15 protein-coding genes and 2 tRNA genes are annotated in these 16,619 nt (G+C 47.9%); 11 read left to right on the plus strand and 6 right to left on the minus strand.

Annotated elements, in window-relative coordinates:
• Positions 1-38: 38 nt before the first annotated feature.
• Complete coding sequence (locus ABEB26_RS07090) at positions 39-1,772, plus strand: ATP-dependent nuclease (RefSeq protein WP_345721274.1); 1,734 nt, start codon at positions 39-41, stop codon at positions 1,770-1,772.
• An 80-nt stretch (positions 1,773-1,852) separates the two neighbouring features.
• Complete coding sequence (locus ABEB26_RS07095; protein ID WP_345721275.1) at positions 1,853-2,095, plus strand: helix-turn-helix domain-containing protein; 243 nt, start codon at positions 1,853-1,855, stop codon at positions 2,093-2,095.
• A gap of 331 nt (positions 2,096-2,426) precedes the next feature.
• Here ABEB26_RS07095 and ABEB26_RS07100 read toward each other — a convergent pair.
• Positions 2,427-2,502 (minus strand) — tRNA-Asn (locus ABEB26_RS07100).
• Positions 2,503-2,522: 20 nt separating this feature from the next.
• A tRNA-Asn gene (locus ABEB26_RS07105) sits at positions 2,523-2,598 on the minus strand.
• Positions 2,599-2,740: 142 nt separating this feature from the next.
• Here ABEB26_RS07105 and zigA point away from each other — a divergent pair.
• The 7 genes from zigA to ABEB26_RS07140 all read left to right on the plus strand — a co-directional run bounded on the left by zigA (position 2,741) and on the right by ABEB26_RS07140 (position 10,975).
• Positions 2,741-3,949, plus strand: a complete 1,209-nt coding sequence (gene zigA, locus ABEB26_RS07110) for a zinc metallochaperone GTPase ZigA (RefSeq protein WP_345721276.1) — start codon at positions 2,741-2,743, stop codon at positions 3,947-3,949.
• 321 nt (positions 3,950-4,270) lie between these two features.
• A complete protein-coding gene (nuoI, locus tag ABEB26_RS07115) occupies positions 4,271-4,777 on the plus strand; it encodes an NADH-quinone oxidoreductase subunit NuoI (RefSeq protein WP_054537140.1) in 507 nt (168 codons plus the stop codon).
• A gap of 180 nt (positions 4,778-4,957) precedes the next feature.
• Positions 4,958-5,482 (plus strand): NADH-quinone oxidoreductase subunit J family protein, encoded by a 525-nt coding sequence (locus tag ABEB26_RS07120; RefSeq protein WP_345721277.1) that lies wholly within the window; start codon positions 4,958-4,960, stop codon positions 5,480-5,482.
• Positions 5,479-5,781 (plus strand): NADH-quinone oxidoreductase subunit NuoK, encoded by a 303-nt coding sequence (gene nuoK, locus ABEB26_RS07125; protein ID WP_345721278.1) that lies wholly within the window; start codon positions 5,479-5,481, stop codon positions 5,779-5,781. The genes ABEB26_RS07120 and nuoK overlap by 4 nt, the downstream gene beginning before the upstream one ends.
• 42 nt (positions 5,782-5,823) lie before the next feature.
• Positions 5,824-7,881: an NADH-quinone oxidoreductase subunit L gene (gene nuoL / locus ABEB26_RS07130; RefSeq protein WP_345721279.1), complete on the plus strand. Its 2,058-nt coding sequence runs from the start codon at positions 5,824-5,826 to the stop codon at positions 7,879-7,881.
• A gap of 46 nt (positions 7,882-7,927) precedes the next feature.
• Entirely contained in the window at positions 7,928-9,481 is a 1,554-nt protein-coding gene (locus tag ABEB26_RS07135; RefSeq protein WP_345721280.1) for a complex I subunit 4 family protein, read from the plus strand.
• An 18-nt stretch (positions 9,482-9,499) separates the two neighbouring features.
• Positions 9,500-10,975 (plus strand): NADH-quinone oxidoreductase subunit N, encoded by a 1,476-nt coding sequence (locus tag ABEB26_RS07140; RefSeq protein WP_345721281.1) that lies wholly within the window; start codon positions 9,500-9,502, stop codon positions 10,973-10,975.
• 174 nt (positions 10,976-11,149) lie between these two features.
• Here the strand turns inward: ABEB26_RS07140 and ABEB26_RS07145 are convergent, their stop codons facing one another.
• Positions 11,150-11,782: an NADPH-dependent F420 reductase gene (locus tag ABEB26_RS07145; RefSeq protein WP_345721282.1), complete on the minus strand. Its 633-nt coding sequence runs from the start codon at positions 11,780-11,782 to the stop codon at positions 11,150-11,152.
• A gap of 473 nt (positions 11,783-12,255) precedes the next feature.
• On the opposite strand from ABEB26_RS07145, the gene ABEB26_RS07150 reads away from it, so the two are divergent.
• Together ABEB26_RS07150 and ABEB26_RS07155 are read left to right on the plus strand one after the other, a co-directional pair.
• Positions 12,256-12,666, plus strand: a complete 411-nt coding sequence (locus ABEB26_RS07150; protein ID WP_345721283.1) for a heavy metal-responsive transcriptional regulator — start codon at positions 12,256-12,258, stop codon at positions 12,664-12,666.
• Positions 12,659-13,054, plus strand: coding sequence for a hypothetical protein (locus ABEB26_RS07155; protein WP_345721284.1), 396 nt, complete (start codon positions 12,659-12,661; stop codon positions 13,052-13,054). The genes ABEB26_RS07150 and ABEB26_RS07155 overlap by 8 nt, the downstream gene beginning before the upstream one ends.
• A gap of 5 nt (positions 13,055-13,059) precedes the next feature.
• Here the strand turns inward: ABEB26_RS07155 and ABEB26_RS07160 are convergent, their stop codons facing one another.
• The 3 genes from ABEB26_RS07160 to proB form a co-directional block, all read right to left on the minus strand.
• On the minus strand, positions 13,060-14,322 hold the full coding sequence (locus ABEB26_RS07160) for a glutamate-5-semialdehyde dehydrogenase (protein ID WP_345721285.1): 1,263 nt from the start codon (positions 14,320-14,322) through the stop codon (positions 13,060-13,062).
• Positions 14,323-14,344: 22 nt separating this feature from the next.
• On the minus strand, positions 14,345-15,040 hold the full coding sequence (locus ABEB26_RS07165) for a histidine phosphatase family protein (protein ID WP_345721286.1): 696 nt from the start codon (positions 15,038-15,040) through the stop codon (positions 14,345-14,347).
• 215 nt (positions 15,041-15,255) lie between these two features.
• Positions 15,256-16,365, minus strand: a complete 1,110-nt coding sequence (gene proB, locus ABEB26_RS07170) for a glutamate 5-kinase (protein ID WP_345721287.1) — start codon at positions 16,363-16,365, stop codon at positions 15,256-15,258.
• Positions 16,366-16,619: the final 254 nt, after the last annotated feature.

Raw genomic sequence — 16,619 nt, forward strand, 5'->3', positions numbered from 1 at the left:
TAATCGAAAGTTTCAATAATTAGACCTTGGAGGAGTATATGCTTATTGACGGAATTGCGCTATCTAACTATAGGAGTTTTGGAGAAGAACTACAGTTTATCGGTCCATTTCAAAAAATGAACATTATTGTAGGACAAAACAATGTAGGGAAGTCTAATATAATTTTATTTATTAAAGATCATTATAGAGCATTTGCAAATGCAATAAAAAATGATATGTCAAAAGAAATAAAGTTTACTGATATAGATTCAAATAATAGATCAGGTAATAAAAATATGCGTTTCGGATTCGGATTGAATTTATCTAAAGATAAATTCAATCATTACACTAATAGACTTTCTTTAGGCGAAAATGAAAAAAATACAATATCTATATTAGAAAATATAATAAAATCCGATCTTTTCACTTACAATGATGAAATTTCATGGGTTATATTTGAATATGAAAATAATCATTTTAAGATTATCAATAAAGATTTCAGCTACTATCAAAAAATTAATCCTTCTCTTTGGAATCATCTGTGGAATAGATTTACAAAATTCAATGGTAGCACTTATGATATATGGATAAAAGAAACAATATCGATATTAAATAAATCAATTATTAATAATATACCCAAAATTGTATTTATTCCCGCTATTAGACAAATAAATAAAGATATACAAAGCAGTTATGAATATGGTGGTATTGGGATAATAAAACGTTTATCTGAATTACAAAACCCTTTATTAAATGAACAAGGTAATATAGATATTTTCCGAAACATTAATGAATTTTTACGTGAAATTACTAATAATAAAAATGCATCCATCGAAATACCACATGACCGTAGTGATATTTATGTTCGTATTGATAATATACCTTTGCCAATAAATTCACTAGGTACCGGAATTCATGAAGTTATTATTCTCGCAATTGCGGCAACTACGTTAGAAAATACTGTTATATGTATAGAAGAACCAGAGATACATTTACATCCTGTATTGCAACGTAAACTAATACACTATCTGTATACAAAAACTAATAATCAGTATTTTATTACTACACATTCAGCACACGTTGTTGATGCTGAAAAAGCTGCGATTTTTCATGTAAGATTAGTTGATGGATATTCTAAAGTTGAATCAGTCAAGGATGCTCCTGAATTAGCATCTGTTTGTTATGATCTTGGTTATCGACCTTCAGATATTTTGCAATCTAACTGTATCATCTGGGTCGAAGGGCCATCTGATAGGATATATCTTAATTATTGGATTAATTTTCTAGACTCCTCTCTAATAGAAGGATTACATTACTCAATCATGTTTTATGGAGGAAAGCTATTAAGTCACCTATCAGGAAATGATCCTGACATAGAAGAGTTTATATCATTACGTCGTATGAATCGTTTCATATCAATCATAATAGATAGTGATAAAAATAATCGACAGAAACCTATTAGTTCAACAAAAAAGCGAATTCAAATAGAATTTGATAAAGGGCCTGGATTTGCGTGGATAACTCAGGGCCGTGAAATTGAAAATTATATTGCAGATGATATCTATCAAGCGATTTTAAAAGCCAATTATCCAAAATTTAATTCTACATCTTCTATGGGGCAATATGATAATCGATTGAAATTCACATCCATTGACGGTAAACCTTCAACAACAATCAAAAAAGTTGAATTTGCTCAAAAAATTATACCTTATCCAGTGAATCTTGATGTACTAGACTTAAAGAAACAGATGAAAAGATTATTGGCATTCATTAAGGAGGCAAATGATTTATAGATTTCGATCTTCTATTTTCTTCTTGACAAAGAGAATCCTATAGGGTAGTATCCTTGCTACCAAACCTATAGGGGGTTAGCATGGTTATTCGGTTCAAAATCCAAGAAATTGCAGAGCAAAAAGGTATTGTTACTGCGGCTGAGTTAGCTCGAGAAGCTAAGATTGGCCAAGCAACAGCCTACTCGCTCTGGAATAACAACAGATCCGATGCTAATTATTCAACACTGCTTGTAATTGGCAAAGTTCTTGGTGTAAAACCTGATGACTTGGTAGAAGTAAATGAAGACGAAAAAATAGAACTAGCTCATCTTACAGCAGCCTAAAAACCTGCAAGATGAGCTAGTTCTATTTGTGGTAAAAACTGAAGGTGTTTTGCCGACGCTCACCAGTCTTACCACGATAAGCTCGTTACCCCTATAGGAGCAACGCACCTTACCAATTGAATAAATAAAGGGGACAAGATTCTTGGCAAGCTGAGACAGTTTTATGAATGGTAGTTATTGATGCGACCGCTGCCAGTTGTCCAGATCAGGAATACGGTGGTTACCCCTGATTGTATTGATACCAAGCGACTGTGTTTGACGCAGTGCTTTTATTTTTTGTGCTTAATCGACAAACGCCCACATGATTACTCAGATGGACGCTTGTCGGTTGTGGCTCCCTGACTAGGACTCGAACCTAGGACATGCTGATTAACAGTCAACCGCTCTACCAACTGAGCTATCAGGGATTATCAATTGTAAAAAAAAGTGGCTCCCTGACTAGGACTCGAACCTAGGACCCATTGATTAACAGTCAATTGCTCTACCAACTGAGCTATCAGGGATTATATGGTTGTTTGTTGGCGATTTTGCCGTTCAACAGTGCTGAAGTATACTCCGCTTTGGCCGTTTTGTCAAACGCTGCTTGACGAATTCAAAAATCGATTATAATGATACATGGTATCAATAAATAAGGATTAAACTCAAATGTTGAAGTTGCCGCTTCCTGTAACTGTGCTTTCTGGTTTTCTCGGTGCGGGAAAAACCACCTTATTAAATCATATTTTAGCTAATCGTGAAGGTTTGCGTGTCGCCGTCATCGTCAATGATATGAGCGAAGTTAATATCGATGCGCAGTTGGTCGGCCAAGGTGAGCTTGCGCTCAATCGGGTTGAAGAACAATTGATCGAGCTGAGCAATGGTTGTATTTGCTGTACCTTGCGTGAAGATTTGTTGCTTGAGGTCGGTAAGCTGGCCCGCGCTGGCCGTTTCGATTATCTGCTGATCGAATCGACTGGCATTTCAGAGCCATTACCCGTCGCCGAAACTTTTACCTTCGAAGATGAATCGGGCCTCAGTTTGGGCGAAATTGCCCAGCTTGATACGATGGTGACAGTGGTTGATGCACTTAATTTCTTGCACGATTTCAATGCTGCCCACGATTTGCGCGACCGTAATTTGGCGATTGACGAAGCTGACGAGCGCACACTGGTTGATTTATTGATTGATCAGATTGAGTTTTGCAATGTGTTGATTATTAATAAAACTGATTTGATTAGTGCTGAACAATTAACCCATTTGCATGAATTGCTGAATAAACTCAATCCACAGGCCAAGATTCTCCATGCGCAACATGGTCAAGTGCCACTCAACGAAATTCTGAATACTGGCTTATTTGATTTTGATCAAGCGAGTGCTGCACCTGGTTGGCTGGCTGAATTACGTGGTGAACACACGCCGGAAACTGAGGAATATGGCATTCGCAGTTGGGTCTATCGCGCTCGGCGGCCATTTGCAGCCCAGCGTTTTTGGGAGTTTGTGAATAACGATTGGCCTGGAGTGATTCGTGCCAAAGGCTTCTTTTGGGTGATTTCGCAGCCGACTACCGCTGGATTACTCTCGCAAGCAGGCCAAAATTGCCGCGTTGAGCCAGCCGGCGAGTGGTGGGCCGATAGCGATCAGAGCGAGTGGCCTGAAACTACCGAGGAACGCGCCGAAATCGAAGCTTTGTGGGATGAACAGGTTGGAGATCGTCGCCAAGAATTAGTCTTTATCGGCCAAGATTTTGATCAACAATGGTTGCAACAAGCTTTGGATGCATGTTTGGTCAGCGATCACGAATGGCAGCAACCAGTCGCAACGTGGCAAAGCGCTGATCCTTTTGCTGGTTGGAATGAGCAAGAAGCTGTAGCGTAAGTTTTGATCCACGAAGGACACGAAGAACCACGAAGAATCACAAAGCTGAGGCTATAGACTATAGGCTCTGGGCTATTGGGAGTTATTGATATACCACAAAACCTTCCGATAGCCCAAAGCCTATAGCTCTGATCTCTAAACCCTCATTTCATCTCTCATAATTCATCCTTATCCCCACCTGTTTGGCTTATCAAGAGATTGTGATAAAATAAACGCGCCCGCGACGGCACCGATTCGAATGACATTGCACCGCCGCTTGATGCATAGTGGCGGTTTTGGCGTGAACGCCATAGGAGTCACGCACCGAGAAAGGAATCGCCAATGCTGAAAGGAACGATGGCCTATTTTAAGGGTCTCAAAACCACGGCGAAATATCTCTTCAAAAAGCCTGTGACGGTTGAATATCCCGAGGTCAAACGGCCTGTCCGCGAGCGCTTCCGTGGTCGGCATGAACTGAAGCGTTTTGCCAATGGTCTAGAGCGGTGTATCGGTTGTTCGCTATGTGCTGCTGCTTGTCCAGCTGACGCAATTTATGTCGTGCCTGGCCAGAATGATCCGGCGAACCCACGCTCAGCAGGCGAACGCCATGCGGCTGTTTATGAAATCAACATGTTGCGTTGTATTTTCTGTGGCTACTGCGAAGATGCATGCCCTACCAATGCAATTGTGCTTGAACACCAATATGAATTGGCCTTCTACGACCGCCGTGCCTCGATCTATACCCAAGATATGTTGCTGGTGCCGGTCGATAAAGGCCACGGCGAAGTGCCACCAGTCTTGCAACAAACTGGCAAACAACTTAACCCACCGGCCCAAATAGACCTGTAAAAGGTATGAAGTATGAAGGATGAAGTATGAAGGATGGGTTAATTCAGGCTGAATTTCATTGCTCAGCACCCAAATCTTCTGCTTTATCGCTAGGGGTAGCCAACGGTACAAAGTGTGAAGGGCGTGCCAAGGGGGTTTGAATTTCATCCCTCATCCTTCATCCTTTATCTGGGAGTGTCCATGGAAACATTTTTGTTTATCACCACGGCCATTGTGGCGGTGGGGGCAGCCTTGGCAATGGTGCTGAGCAGCAATGCAGTGCATAGTGCGCTGTTTTTGATTTTGAATTTCTGCTCGGTCGCCATTTTATATTTTTTGCTGCGTGCGCCGTTTCTCGGTGCTGTTCAAGTGACGGTTTATGCTGGCGCGATTATGGTGCTGTTCCTGTTCGTGATCATGCTGTTGGGCGCTGAGAATGCCGAACTTGGCGAGGAGAAAATCGGCTGGCAAAAGCCGGCTGGCCTTGTCTTGGGCGTAGCATTGTTGGCCGAGATTGGCTATGTGGCTTATCGTGGCACGAAATTGATCGATGCTCCGGTAGCCGATGCAACCAACATTGGTGCACCTACCACGATCAGCGCTAAGCTTTTCAGCACCTATCTCTTGCCCTTCGAAGTGATTTCAATTCTGCTCTTGATTGCAGTAGTCGGGACAGTTGTGCTGACCCGTCGGCGGGTGGTTGCCCGTGAGGAGCGCCAATCGTGATTTCAACCAATGCTTATGTGTTGCTTAGTGCAATTCTTTTTACGATTGGGGTCGTTGGGGTCTTGGTGCGCCGCAATGTCATCGTGATGTTTATGTCGGTCGAGTTGATGCTTAATTCGGCCAATTTGGCATTAATTGCATTTAGCCGTGCACGTGCTGAAAGCGATGGCCAAATTATTACATTCTTCGTGATTGCAGTCGCTGCGGCAGAAGTCGCAGTCGGTTTAGCGCTGTTGGTGTCGATTTTCCGTGCCAAAAAGACCACCAACGTTGATGACGTGAATACGCTCAAGGGCTAGGCAACGGCCTTGCACCTTGCCGAAGTGTCTACTGGAGAACTTATGGCGGAATTAATTTGGCTTGTGCCGTTGCTGCCACTGCTCGGTGTCGTGATCAATACCCTGTTGGGGCTGAACGATTTGCGTCTCAGCCGCGCCAACGCCCACCACGACCATGGGCATGATCACGGGCATGGCCACGGTGACGCGCACCATGGACATGGCGATAATCCCACCGCTAAACGCTCTGGCTTAATTGCCAGTGTCATGGTTGGTTTGGGCTTTGTGCTGACCGTTGCAACCCTGATTGAGTTGCTGGGCATGCCTGCCAAAACCACATTGGGCGAAAATAATCGTTGGTTCGATGTAACCTATTGGAACTGGATGGCCTTTGGCGATTTGGAAGTTCCTTTTGGTTTCTTGATCGACCAACTTTCGGTCACGATGATGCTCTTGGTCACTGGCGTGGGGACGTTGATTCACCTCTATGCAGTAGGCTATATGAGCCACGACGAACGCCCCACGCGCTTTTTCGTCTATCTCAACTTATTTATTGTGGCAATGTTGATGCTTGTGATGGGCAACAATTTTGTGATGCTGTTCTTAGGTTGGGAAGGCGTGGGCTTGTGTTCGTTCTTGCTGATTGGCTTCTGGTTTGAACAACGCGACCCACCGTGGGCTTCAGTCAAAGCTTTTGTGACCAACCGCGTTGGCGACTTTGGCTTGTTGATGGCGATGTTTGCAATTTGGACCTTGGCGCGTAAGCCTGATGGCACTTTCTTGCACTCGTTGGTCTTCCGCGAAGTCTTGGAGCAAGGTACAGTCTTCTCGCTGCAACAATACAGCACCTTCTTTATGGGTACGCAATACACGGCGGCTGGGGCGATTGCCTTTATGCTGTTGCTTGGCGTAACTGGTAAATCGGCGCAAATTCCGCTGTTTGTCTGGTTGCCCGATGCAATGGCTGGCCCAACCCCTGTTTCGGCCTTGATTCACGCCGCAACAATGGTTACCGCTGGCGTGTATTTGATGATCCGCACCCACCCAATCTTTGAATTATCGCCATCGGTTCAAAGCACCGTAACCTTTATTGGGGTTGCCACCGCTTTGATCGCTGCTTCGATTGCGCTCGGTCAATACGATATCAAGAAGGTGCTGGCCTTCTCGACGGTTTCGCAATTGGGCTTTATGGTGGCGGCTGTGGGGATGGGAGCATACGTTGCCGCGATGTTCCACCTGCTAACCCACGGGATTTTCAAGGCGCTCTTGTTCCTTGGCTCTGGCTCGGTGATTCACGGCTTTGGTAACGAACAAGATATGCGCAAGATGGGCGGTCTGCGGAAGAAAATGCCCGCCACCTTCTGGACATATATCGTCGGGACGATGGGCTTGATCGGCTTCCCCTTGGTTTCAGGTTTCTGGTCGAAAGACGAAATCATCGGCCATGCCTTCGATCACGACCATCGCACGGTTGGCATGCTGTTGGTTGTAGGCGCAGTTTTGACTTCGTTCTACATGGGTCGCCAAATCTCAATGGTTTTCTTTGGTGAACAACGTGATCAACACATTCACGCTCACGAAAGCAGCCGCTGGATGACTGCACCCTTGATCGCCTTGGCAGGGTTGACCCTCGCCAGTGGTGTGATTAATCTTCCTGGCGAAGATTTTCACTTTCTGACCACATGGCTTGAGCCAATCGTCGAAGAAGAAGCTGCTAAGTTCCACCTCAATATCGCTGCGATTGTGACAATTCTCGGGTTGGCATCGTTTGCAGCAGGCTTCTATCTCTACAATTGGGCTGCCAAGCACAAGCGCATCAAGCCTAACCAACGCGACCTGTTGCACCACTGGGGCGGCGATTTCTATGCCATCCTTGAGGAAAAATGGGGCTTTGATGCGTTGTATAACGCGGTTTTGGTCAAGCCCTACAAGGCATTGGCTAGCTTCTTTGGTAAGTTCTTCGATGTCAAAATTATTGATGGCATCGTTAATGGCACGGCAGAGCTTGTCGGCTTGTCGGGTCGCGGCTTGCGAACGTTCCAATCGGGCTATGTACGCTCGTATGCACTGATGTTTGTAATCGGTGTGGTGATCGTGCTTGGCTTCTTTGCGTTGCGCTAGGACGTGGAGCGCAGGCCTCGGCTTGCAGCTTCACAAGGAGTAACCCTTGACGAATACAAACGACTTAGGTTTTACGATCTTATCGTTGGTGGTGTTTTTACCCGCCGTCGGTGCGATCATCCTGGCGTTTATGCGCGGCCAACGCGGAGCAGCCCGAATCTTTGCCTTGGGCTGGAGCACACTCGTTTTTGCCGTGTCATTGCCAATTTTGTTCAATTTCAAGCACGATGCCGCTGGTCTTCAGTTCTACGAATATTTCAACTGGATTCCGGATTGGGGCGTGCGCTACGAGTTGGGTCTTGATGGCATCAGTTTGTGGTTGGTGTTGCTCACAACCTTCGTCACTCCTTTGGCAATTTGGAGTGCTTGGAATGTTGAAGAGAAAACCAACAACTTCTTGATGTTGATTCTGTTGCAAGAAATGGGGATGTTGGGCGTGTTTCTCGCTCAAGACCTGTTCTTGTTCTATATCTTCTGGGAATTCACCCTCATCCCAATGTATTTCTTGATTGGGATTTGGGGTGGCAAGCGCCGCATTTACGCCACAGTGAAGTTCTTCTTGTATACCTTCGCTGCTTCGGTGTTTATGTTGATCGGCATTATTGCCTTGGGCTTGCTCAATTATAAATATTTGGCCCAACAAGGCTTACCAACTGATACCGCCTTCCAAGTGCAAACCTTGATGGCCAATATCAATCAATTTGGCTTGTCGGATACCGAATTAAAATTGCTGTTCCTCTCGTTCTTCGTAGCGTTTGCGGTCAAAGTGCCATTGTGGCCTGTCCATACATGGTTGCCCGATGCCCACGTTGAAGCACCTACTGCTGGCTCAGTGATTCTGGCGGCAGTGCTGCTGAAAATGGGCGGCTACGGCATGATTCGCTTCTGCGTCCAGTTGTTCCCGCAAATTGCCCAAGAATGGGCACGGCCAATTGCCTTGCTGGCAGTGATCGGGATCATCTATGGCGCAGTGCTTTCGTATGCCCAAAGCGATATCAAAAAGCTGGTGGCCTATTCATCAGTTAGCCACATGGGCTTTATCGTCTTGGGGATTTTCGCGCTGAATGAAGTTGGTTTGCAAGGCGCTGTATTGCAAATGATCAACCACGGGTTGAGCACTGGCGCATTGTTCTTGCTAATTGGGATGGTTTACGAACGCACCCATACCCGCGAATTGGCCGATTACGGTGGTTTGTGGAAAGTTGTACCCGTGTTCGTTTACTTCCTGTTGTTTGCCACGATGGCCTCGGTCGGCTTGCCTGGCTTGAACGGCTTCGTTGGCGAATTCTTAATTATGCTCGGCGCGTTCGATTCGCCAATCGGCTGGACGTTCACCGCGTTTGCAGCGGTTGGGGTGATTTTGGCAGCGGTCTATTTGCTCAAAATGTTCCAAGGCATTGCTTCGGGGCCATTTAGCGAACGCCGCACGCCACATCTCAGCGATCTCAATCGCCGTGAAGTAGCGATCTTGTTGCCACTTTGTATCTTGATGTTGGTAATTGGTCTCTACTCGGCATACTTTACTCGCCCAATGGAAACAACGATCAAGGCGCTTGAAGCCTTCGTTGCTAATGCTGCGCCACTAATTGCTGGCCAATAAGACGGAGCGTGAGTTCGAATGAATGATTTAACATTTATCACGCCGGAGATTAACTGGACAGTCTTAGGCATGCCAGCATTCCTGATGATTTGGGCGATGTTGGTATTGATTGTCGATATGTTCACCTCGGATCGGCGGATTTTGCTCACGTTGAGCCTGATCGGGCTTGGCGTGACGGCGGCGCTGGGTGCGCTGGATTATGGCGCAACTATCTCGGGCTTCTCAGACATGTTGGTGTTTGACAAGTTTGGGGTGTTGGTAAATTGGATTTTGCTGGCAGGCACAGCCTTGACCTTGCTAATAGCCTTTGATTACATGCCACGCCAAAATCTCAGCCAAGGCGAATTTTATCCCTTGGTGTTGTTTGCAACCTCGGGGATGTTGTTCTTGGTTCAATCAACCGACCTTGTAACCATCTTCATTGGGGTTGAAACGCTCTCGATTGCGCTGTATGTGCTAACCGGTTTTGCTGTGCCGCAGTTCAAATCGGGCGAAGCAGCGATTAAATATCTGTTGCTTGGCGGTTTTGCTGCTGGCTTCTTGGTTTATGGCATTGCATTAATCTATGGTATGACTGGCAAAACCAACTTGGCCCAAATTGCTGCCGAGTTGAGCACCTGGCAAAGCACAGGCAGAGCACTTGATGATCCCATTTTGTTGGCTGGGGTTGGTTTTGTGCTGATCGCCTTGGGCTTCAAGGTTTCAATGTTCCCCTTCCATGCCTGGACACCAGACGTTTACGAAGGTGCGCCTACACCAGTAACCGCCTACATGTCGGTTGCAACCAAGGGCGCAGCGTTCGCAGCGATGTTGCGTTTCTTGAATGTGGCATTTCCTGCGCTCAAACCTGAGTGGCAATTGCTGTTTGGCTTATTTGCCGCTGCAACTATGGCCTACGGCAATATCGTGGCGGTAGCACAAAGTAACCTCAAACGGATGTTAGCCTATTCGTCAATTGCCCACGCTGGCTATATGTTGCTGGGCGTGTTGGCTGCTAGCGAAAAAGGCATCAGCGCATTCACGGTTTACCTGTTGGCCTACACTTTGACCAACCTTGGCGCGTTTGCTGTGCTGATCGCTTTGGAAAATCGCGGCATGCCCGTGTTTGAATTGAGCGATTTACGCGGTTTAGGCAAGCGTAGCCCATTGTTGGCGCTCGCGATGACCGTGTTTATGTTCTCGTTGGCAGGCGTGCCACCAACAGCTGGATTTGCCAGCAAGTTTGGTATTTTCCGCGCCGCTTGGGATGCCAATCTCGATTATCTGGCGATTATCGGGGTCGTCACCAGTGTGATTTCGGCCTTCTTCTACTTGCGGGTAATTGTGACGATGTGGATGCGCGATGCCGAAGCCACCGAGCCACAACCAACCTATGCCACGGCCTCGCTCTCGTTCGGCGTAATCGTCGCAGTGATTGGGATTATCGCAGTGGGAATTTTGCCCAATATCTTCACCGATTTGGCTAAAGCGCTGGTTCTGACCGTCGCTCCCTAAGCTAATTTCTACCTTGTTGAACTTCCCCCATGAGCCTACGGGTTTGTGGGGGAGTTTTTTTTAACGGATGAAGGATGAAATAAGAGGCAGAGAAGTTGGGGAAGTTTTAATGCCGAGGCGCAGACCATCCCCTTTCTCCACTCCCAAATCATCGTCGTGCAGTGTGACCATGCCCTAAGGCAAAAACTTCCATGCAGGTGAGCCATGGCGCTCGGCGGGGGCAAGCGACCGGGCGATTGGTCCCATTAATCGCACCATCCCCTCCAAGACTCGGGCGGTTGCCAAATTTCCACAATCCACCGCCCGAAACCCCAGTTTCTGAATTAAACCACTTACCCGCTGCTTGGCCGCCGCATGATCACCCGACACAAACACATCGTGCTGGAGATCGTGTGGCCCATCAAGCGTCGCTGCAAAGGTCGTTTTCCACGCACCAACAAGCTGCGCCGTGGCAGGCAGCTGATCCGCTAGACGTTCGGCGGCGGAGCGCTCGGCAATTTCATCACCCCACGGAGTACTAATATCCACCACCAGTTTGCCGTTCAAGGCTGTTCCGAGCGTTGGGAGCAAGGTCAAGGCATCCGAAAAGCCCAGTGCGAGGATTAAAATCGAGGCTGATTGGACTGTCGTTGTATAGTCACCAGACTGAATCTTCCCCCCACCAGCAACGGCCAGCGCGGTAGCCCGTTCTGCCGCCCGCGCAGCAGCACGCGATCCCAGCAAAACCGGATAGTTTGCCCGACTGAAGGCCCGCGCCAAGATGCCTCCCATCTCACCCGTACCAAGAATCCCAATGGATTCAGTCATAATCAGTTCTCCATAGCACATCAGCGCCACAGCAGCATGGCCATGACCAAGCGCATGATCTGCGCCTCATCATCGGCAAATTGCCATTGGCGTTCGATATCATAGGCTTTATCTGTTGCCAACGCAACTGCTACCACGCCATGAGATTCTGAAGTACAGGCGAAAAGGTCGGCCAAGCGGCGAGAACGATTTTTAACGCAGAAACGCAGAGGGTGAATGGATACAGGCTATTGGCTATTGGAATTACGTTATTGAAATACCAAGGAATAGCCGATAGTCCATAGCCTATAGCCTCATTTCGTGCCCTTCGCAGTTTCATCCCTCATCCTTCATCCCTCATCTTTTTCTCTGTGCCTCTGCGTTAAATCAAGCTTTTCATCCTTCATAATGCATCCTTCATCCTTGCTCAAATTGCGGCTTGACTCTATAGCATAGTATAGGGTTTATGCTAAGCAGCAGAAAGGAATTGAGCGATGCAAATTGGCCAAGTAGCTCGCCGCTGTGGCGTGAGTGTGCAAACGGTGCGCTTATATGAACGCATGGGCTTGATCGAAACCGCCCAACGCCGTGAATCAGGCTATCGCGATTATTCAAACACGGTTGTTGCGCGAATTTTGGCAATCAAGCAAGGTCAAGCATTGGGCTTTAGCTTGCGTGAAATGGGCATGTTTCTGCAACTCAGCCCGCAAAATACCGAGCAAGCCTTGATTCAGCAATTTGTTGATCAAAAAGTTCAGCAAATTGACCAGACGGTTCAACAGTTTCAGCGTTTGCGCCAGGCCTTGCACGAATTCGCCGCTCGTTCCGCTGATGATCCGCGTGAATGCCCAGTTATTCACGCTTTGGCCGAGATGGCCTGTTCTCAAGGAGTTTCTGATGCTTAGAACTATTCGGAGTTTACGCTGGTTTGGTTGGTATGCGGTGAGCACTGGGCTTTTGGCTGCGCTTGCGCCAAATCTGCTCTTGAGTTTATTTGGCATGCCAGCAACGACTGAGGTTTGGCCGCGCGTGGCAGGCATGTTGGTGGGATTTATTGGGGTTTTACACATGAATGTTAGCCCAATCGATCTGCGCCGCTATGCCATGACCACAGTGATTTTGCGGCTGAGCGTGCCGTTGATCTTCGGTTGGTGGGTAATTGCTGGTGTAGGGCCATGGCAATTGCTCTTTTTTGCTGGCGCTGATGTGGTTGGCGCGATCGCAACGCTTTGGAGTTTGCGGGCCGATCAACAAACGGGCAATCCACGCCAAACGAGCGCGATTGCCCACTAGAAGCATCAATCGCGAATGTGGCCAGCACCGCGGACTACCCATTTGTACGAGGTCAGTTCACGCAAAGCCATCGGGCCACGTGCATGCAATTTTTGGGTGCTGATCGCAATTTCAGCGCCCAAGCCCATTTGCGAGCCATCGGTGAAACGGGTTGAGGAATTGGCATAAACGACCGCCGAATCAACCTCGTTCAAAAAGCGCTCAATCGCCGCTGGATCGTGCGATAAAATCGTGTCGGAATGGTCAGTGCCATAGTTATCAATATGCTCAATCGCTTGATCAAGCCCATCAACCACTCGTACCGCCAAAATTAATGCCGAGAACTCTTGACCAAAATCAGCGGGCTGGGCCGCAACTAAGTGCCAATCGGCGCTACCAGCTTCGCGTAAGATCGCCAACGACTCAGGATCACAGCGCAATTCGACCTTATTTTCGTACAAAGCTGCACCGAGCCGTGGCAGCACTTTGGCGGCGGCGCTACGCTCAATCAACACGGTTTCGAGCGAGTTGCACACGCTTGGGCGTTGCACTTTGGCATTAACAATAATTGGCACAACTTGCTCAAGTGGCGCAGTATGGTCAATGTAGGCGTGGCAAACCCCAATTCCGCCCGTAATCACCGGAATTGTGGCAGTTTTACGGCAAAAATCGTGCAAGCCCGAACCACCACGCGGAATAATCATATCCACATAGCGATCCAAGGTCAGCAAGCCGCGCACCAATTCGCGATCAGGATTGTCGATTAGTTGCAAGGCATCAGCGGGCAGATCAACTCGTTCTAAGGCACGACGGAGAGCTTGAACCAATGCTCCAGCTGAACGGGTAATCTCCTTACCACCCCGTAAAATCACCGCACTGCCTGCCTTGATACACAACGCTGCCACATCAGCAGTAACATTTGGCCGCGCCTCATAGATTACGCCAACTACTCCCAGCGGCACGCGGCGCTTTTCGATGCGCAAGCCATTTGGCAGCACACCTTGCTCAAATATCTCGCCAACCGGATCAGGCAAAACCGCCACGGTGCGCACATCGTTGGCAATTGTTTCAAGTCGCTGCTCGTTAAGTAATAAACGATCAAGCAAGGCTGGGGTTAAGCCAGCCTCGCGCCCCAGTCGCATATCAGCCTCGTTGGCCGAAAGAATTGATTCGCGATCAAGGCTTAGTTCTTCAGCCATGGCCTCGACGGCAGCATTACGTTGAGCCGTAGTTGTGCGGGCCAATATTCGTGCTGCCAGCTTTGCTCGCTGACCCATTGCCTCAAGCATTGGATACTCCTCATGCTAGCCGTCATAACTCGCCAAGCGGGGCGGCTGGATGATCCTCACCTTCCAGATCGCCTTCGAGTTGCCAACGAACAGCGGCATGTAAATGCACAGCGTCGTTGTAGCCACCCAAAAACCAGCGCACCTGCCCACCCCGCTGATGCTGATACCAATGGGTCAAGGATGTATTGGTTACTTCGAGATCGACATTTGGTTGTTCGCTACGAGTATGCGGCCAAAAATAGCTTAACGACGATTCTATCACCCAACCGTGGCAAACAATTACAATCGTGGCCTCGGGATTGGCGTTCAGCACCCGTTCAAAATTGAAATGAGTGCGTTGACAAAAGGTTTGCCAAGTCTCGCCACCAGGCGATAAGGGCTTGCGTAGGTCGAAATCAAACTTTCCATAACGCGCATTATACTCTTTCCAACTCAGGCCATCAGCCTCGCCCACATTGAACTCACAAAAACCTTCATCGTAAAGCAAGGGCTTGGCAAACGCTGGCGCGATAATTTCGGCTGTTTGCATTGCACGTGGCATCGTACTACAAATAAATAAATCGGGCACAATCTCGCGAGTTGCCATCAGCCGATCACGTAACGATTCAGCTTGTTGCACACCCAAGGCTGTCAAGCCACGATCACCCTTGATCCCACCAATAATCGGCTCGACATTCACCACAGCCTGGCCATGGCGAATCAAATAGAGTTTAGCCATAATACCCCTTATAGAAGGATGAAGGATGAAGGATGAATAGCATTCCTCAACTATTAGCACCTTAGTAGAAATAAGTAATTATTCAAAATTGCAAAATCATCCTCCCTCTTTATGGAAGGATGAAGGATGTAGCAATCCACCATCCTTCAGCTTTTGATAAAACCGAGATATCAATTTGAAGCCACAAAAATTCCTTCTTCATCCCTTTTCCCACTTCATAATTCATCCTTAACAAAGGCTACCATATCATCGCGGTGAATGACTTCAGCGCCATAAGAATAGCCGAGAATGCTTTCGATATCGCTGGTGCGCGAGCCTTTGATTTGGGCAACTTCGTGGGCGGCATATTGGCATAGGCCACAGGCGATCGTTTGGCCGTCGGGCGCGACAATCGCTACAGTTTGGCCGCGTCGCCATTCGCCTTCAACTGCCACAATTCCAGCAGGCAACAGGCTACGGCCTTGCTGAGTGAGGGCTTGAACTGCACCTGCATCAACTGCAATATGGGCTTGGCGCACGCGCTCAGCCATAATCCAGCGTTTGCGGCTTTCCAAGCGGGTGCTGACTGGCCGAAACCGTGTGCCAACACTCTCGCCAGCGACCAAGCGCACAAGTACGTTCGGCTCGTTACCAGCAGCAATCACCATGGTTGTGCCAGCACGGGTCGCCAATTCGGCAGCCTGAATTTTGGTGAACATACCGCCAGTGCCACGATGCGAACCCGCCGCTCCTGCCAAAGCATAAACCTGTTCATTCACCGCCGCAACATCGTCGATCAGGGTTGCTTCAGGGTTATGGCGTGGGTCGGCGCTATATAAGCCAGCAATATCGCTCAAAATGACCAATAACTGGGCATCAACCAAATTCGCGACCAAAGCTGAAAGTGTGTCATTATCGCCGACGCGAATCTCATCAACTGCCACTGCATCATTTTCATTGATAATTGGCAATACGCCAATTTCCAAGCAAGTTAATAAGGTGGCGCGGGCATTCAGGTAGCGCACTCGATCACGCAAGTCGGCGCGGGTAAGCAGCGTTTGAGCTACAGGCACATCGTAAATTTCAAATAATTGACCATAAATATGCATCAAACGGCCCTGCCCAACTGCCGCCAACGCCTGTTTATGGGTCAACTCACGCCGTCGTTTGGGAAAGCCCAAGCGCTCCCAGCCAGCCAACACTGCGCCTGAAGAAACCAAGACAACTTCGTGGCCAACATCACGTAATTGGGCCATCTGACGCGCCAAATCGACCATGCGTGGGCGATGCAAACGGTCGGTTCCGTCGGTCAAAACGCTCGTCCCAAGTTTAACTACAATTCGCATATGCAGATCTCTATCCATCAAGATTATTACAAATAGCTATTTTAACCAATAATTGCTGAACCGCGCAGATTGATCCACGAAGCACATGAAGAGCAGTTTCAAGCCACAGATTAGCACAGATTTTGATGATTATGCTGCTGTTGCCTCTGTACTTCCTAGATTCTCGCCGCTCATTCTGACCCCTCGCCCCTGAATCCTGACCCCTACTATGTTGCCTTTTGATTTTTGACTTCTGACTTGGTTCTATGTTCTTA

The sequence above is a fragment of the Herpetosiphon gulosus genome (genome assembly GCF_039545135.1).
GTDB lineage: Bacteria > Chloroflexota > Chloroflexia > Chloroflexales > Herpetosiphonaceae > Herpetosiphon > Herpetosiphon gulosus.

Coding starts and splice junctions, on each gene's coding strand:
- ABEB26_RS07090 (WP_345721274.1), top strand. CDS start 39: ATGCTTATTGACGGAATTGCGCTATCTAACTATAGGAGTTTTGGAGAA.
- ABEB26_RS07095 (WP_345721275.1), top strand. CDS start 1,853: ATGGTTATTCGGTTCAAAATCCAAGAAATTGCAGAGCAAAAAGGTATT.
- zigA (WP_345721276.1), top strand. CDS start 2,741: ATGTTGAAGTTGCCGCTTCCTGTAACTGTGCTTTCTGGTTTTCTCGGT.
- nuoI (WP_054537140.1), top strand. CDS start 4,271: ATGCTGAAAGGAACGATGGCCTATTTTAAGGGTCTCAAAACCACGGCG.
- ABEB26_RS07120 (WP_345721277.1), top strand. CDS start 4,958: ATGGAAACATTTTTGTTTATCACCACGGCCATTGTGGCGGTGGGGGCA.
- nuoL (WP_345721279.1), top strand. CDS start 5,824: ATGGCGGAATTAATTTGGCTTGTGCCGTTGCTGCCACTGCTCGGTGTC.
- ABEB26_RS07140 (WP_345721281.1), top strand. CDS start 9,500: ATGAATGATTTAACATTTATCACGCCGGAGATTAACTGGACAGTCTTA.
- ABEB26_RS07145 (WP_345721282.1), bottom strand. CDS start 11,782: ATGACTGAATCCATTGGGATTCTTGGTACGGGTGAGATGGGAGGCATC.
- ABEB26_RS07150 (WP_345721283.1), top strand. CDS start 12,256: ATGCAAATTGGCCAAGTAGCTCGCCGCTGTGGCGTGAGTGTGCAAACG.
- ABEB26_RS07155 (WP_345721284.1), top strand. CDS start 12,659: ATGCTTAGAACTATTCGGAGTTTACGCTGGTTTGGTTGGTATGCGGTG.
- ABEB26_RS07160 (WP_345721285.1), bottom strand. CDS start 14,322: ATGCTTGAGGCAATGGGTCAGCGAGCAAAGCTGGCAGCACGAATATTG.
- ABEB26_RS07165 (WP_345721286.1), bottom strand. CDS start 15,040: ATGGCTAAACTCTATTTGATTCGCCATGGCCAGGCTGTGGTGAATGTC.
- proB (WP_345721287.1), bottom strand. CDS start 16,365: ATGCGAATTGTAGTTAAACTTGGGACGAGCGTTTTGACCGACGGAACC.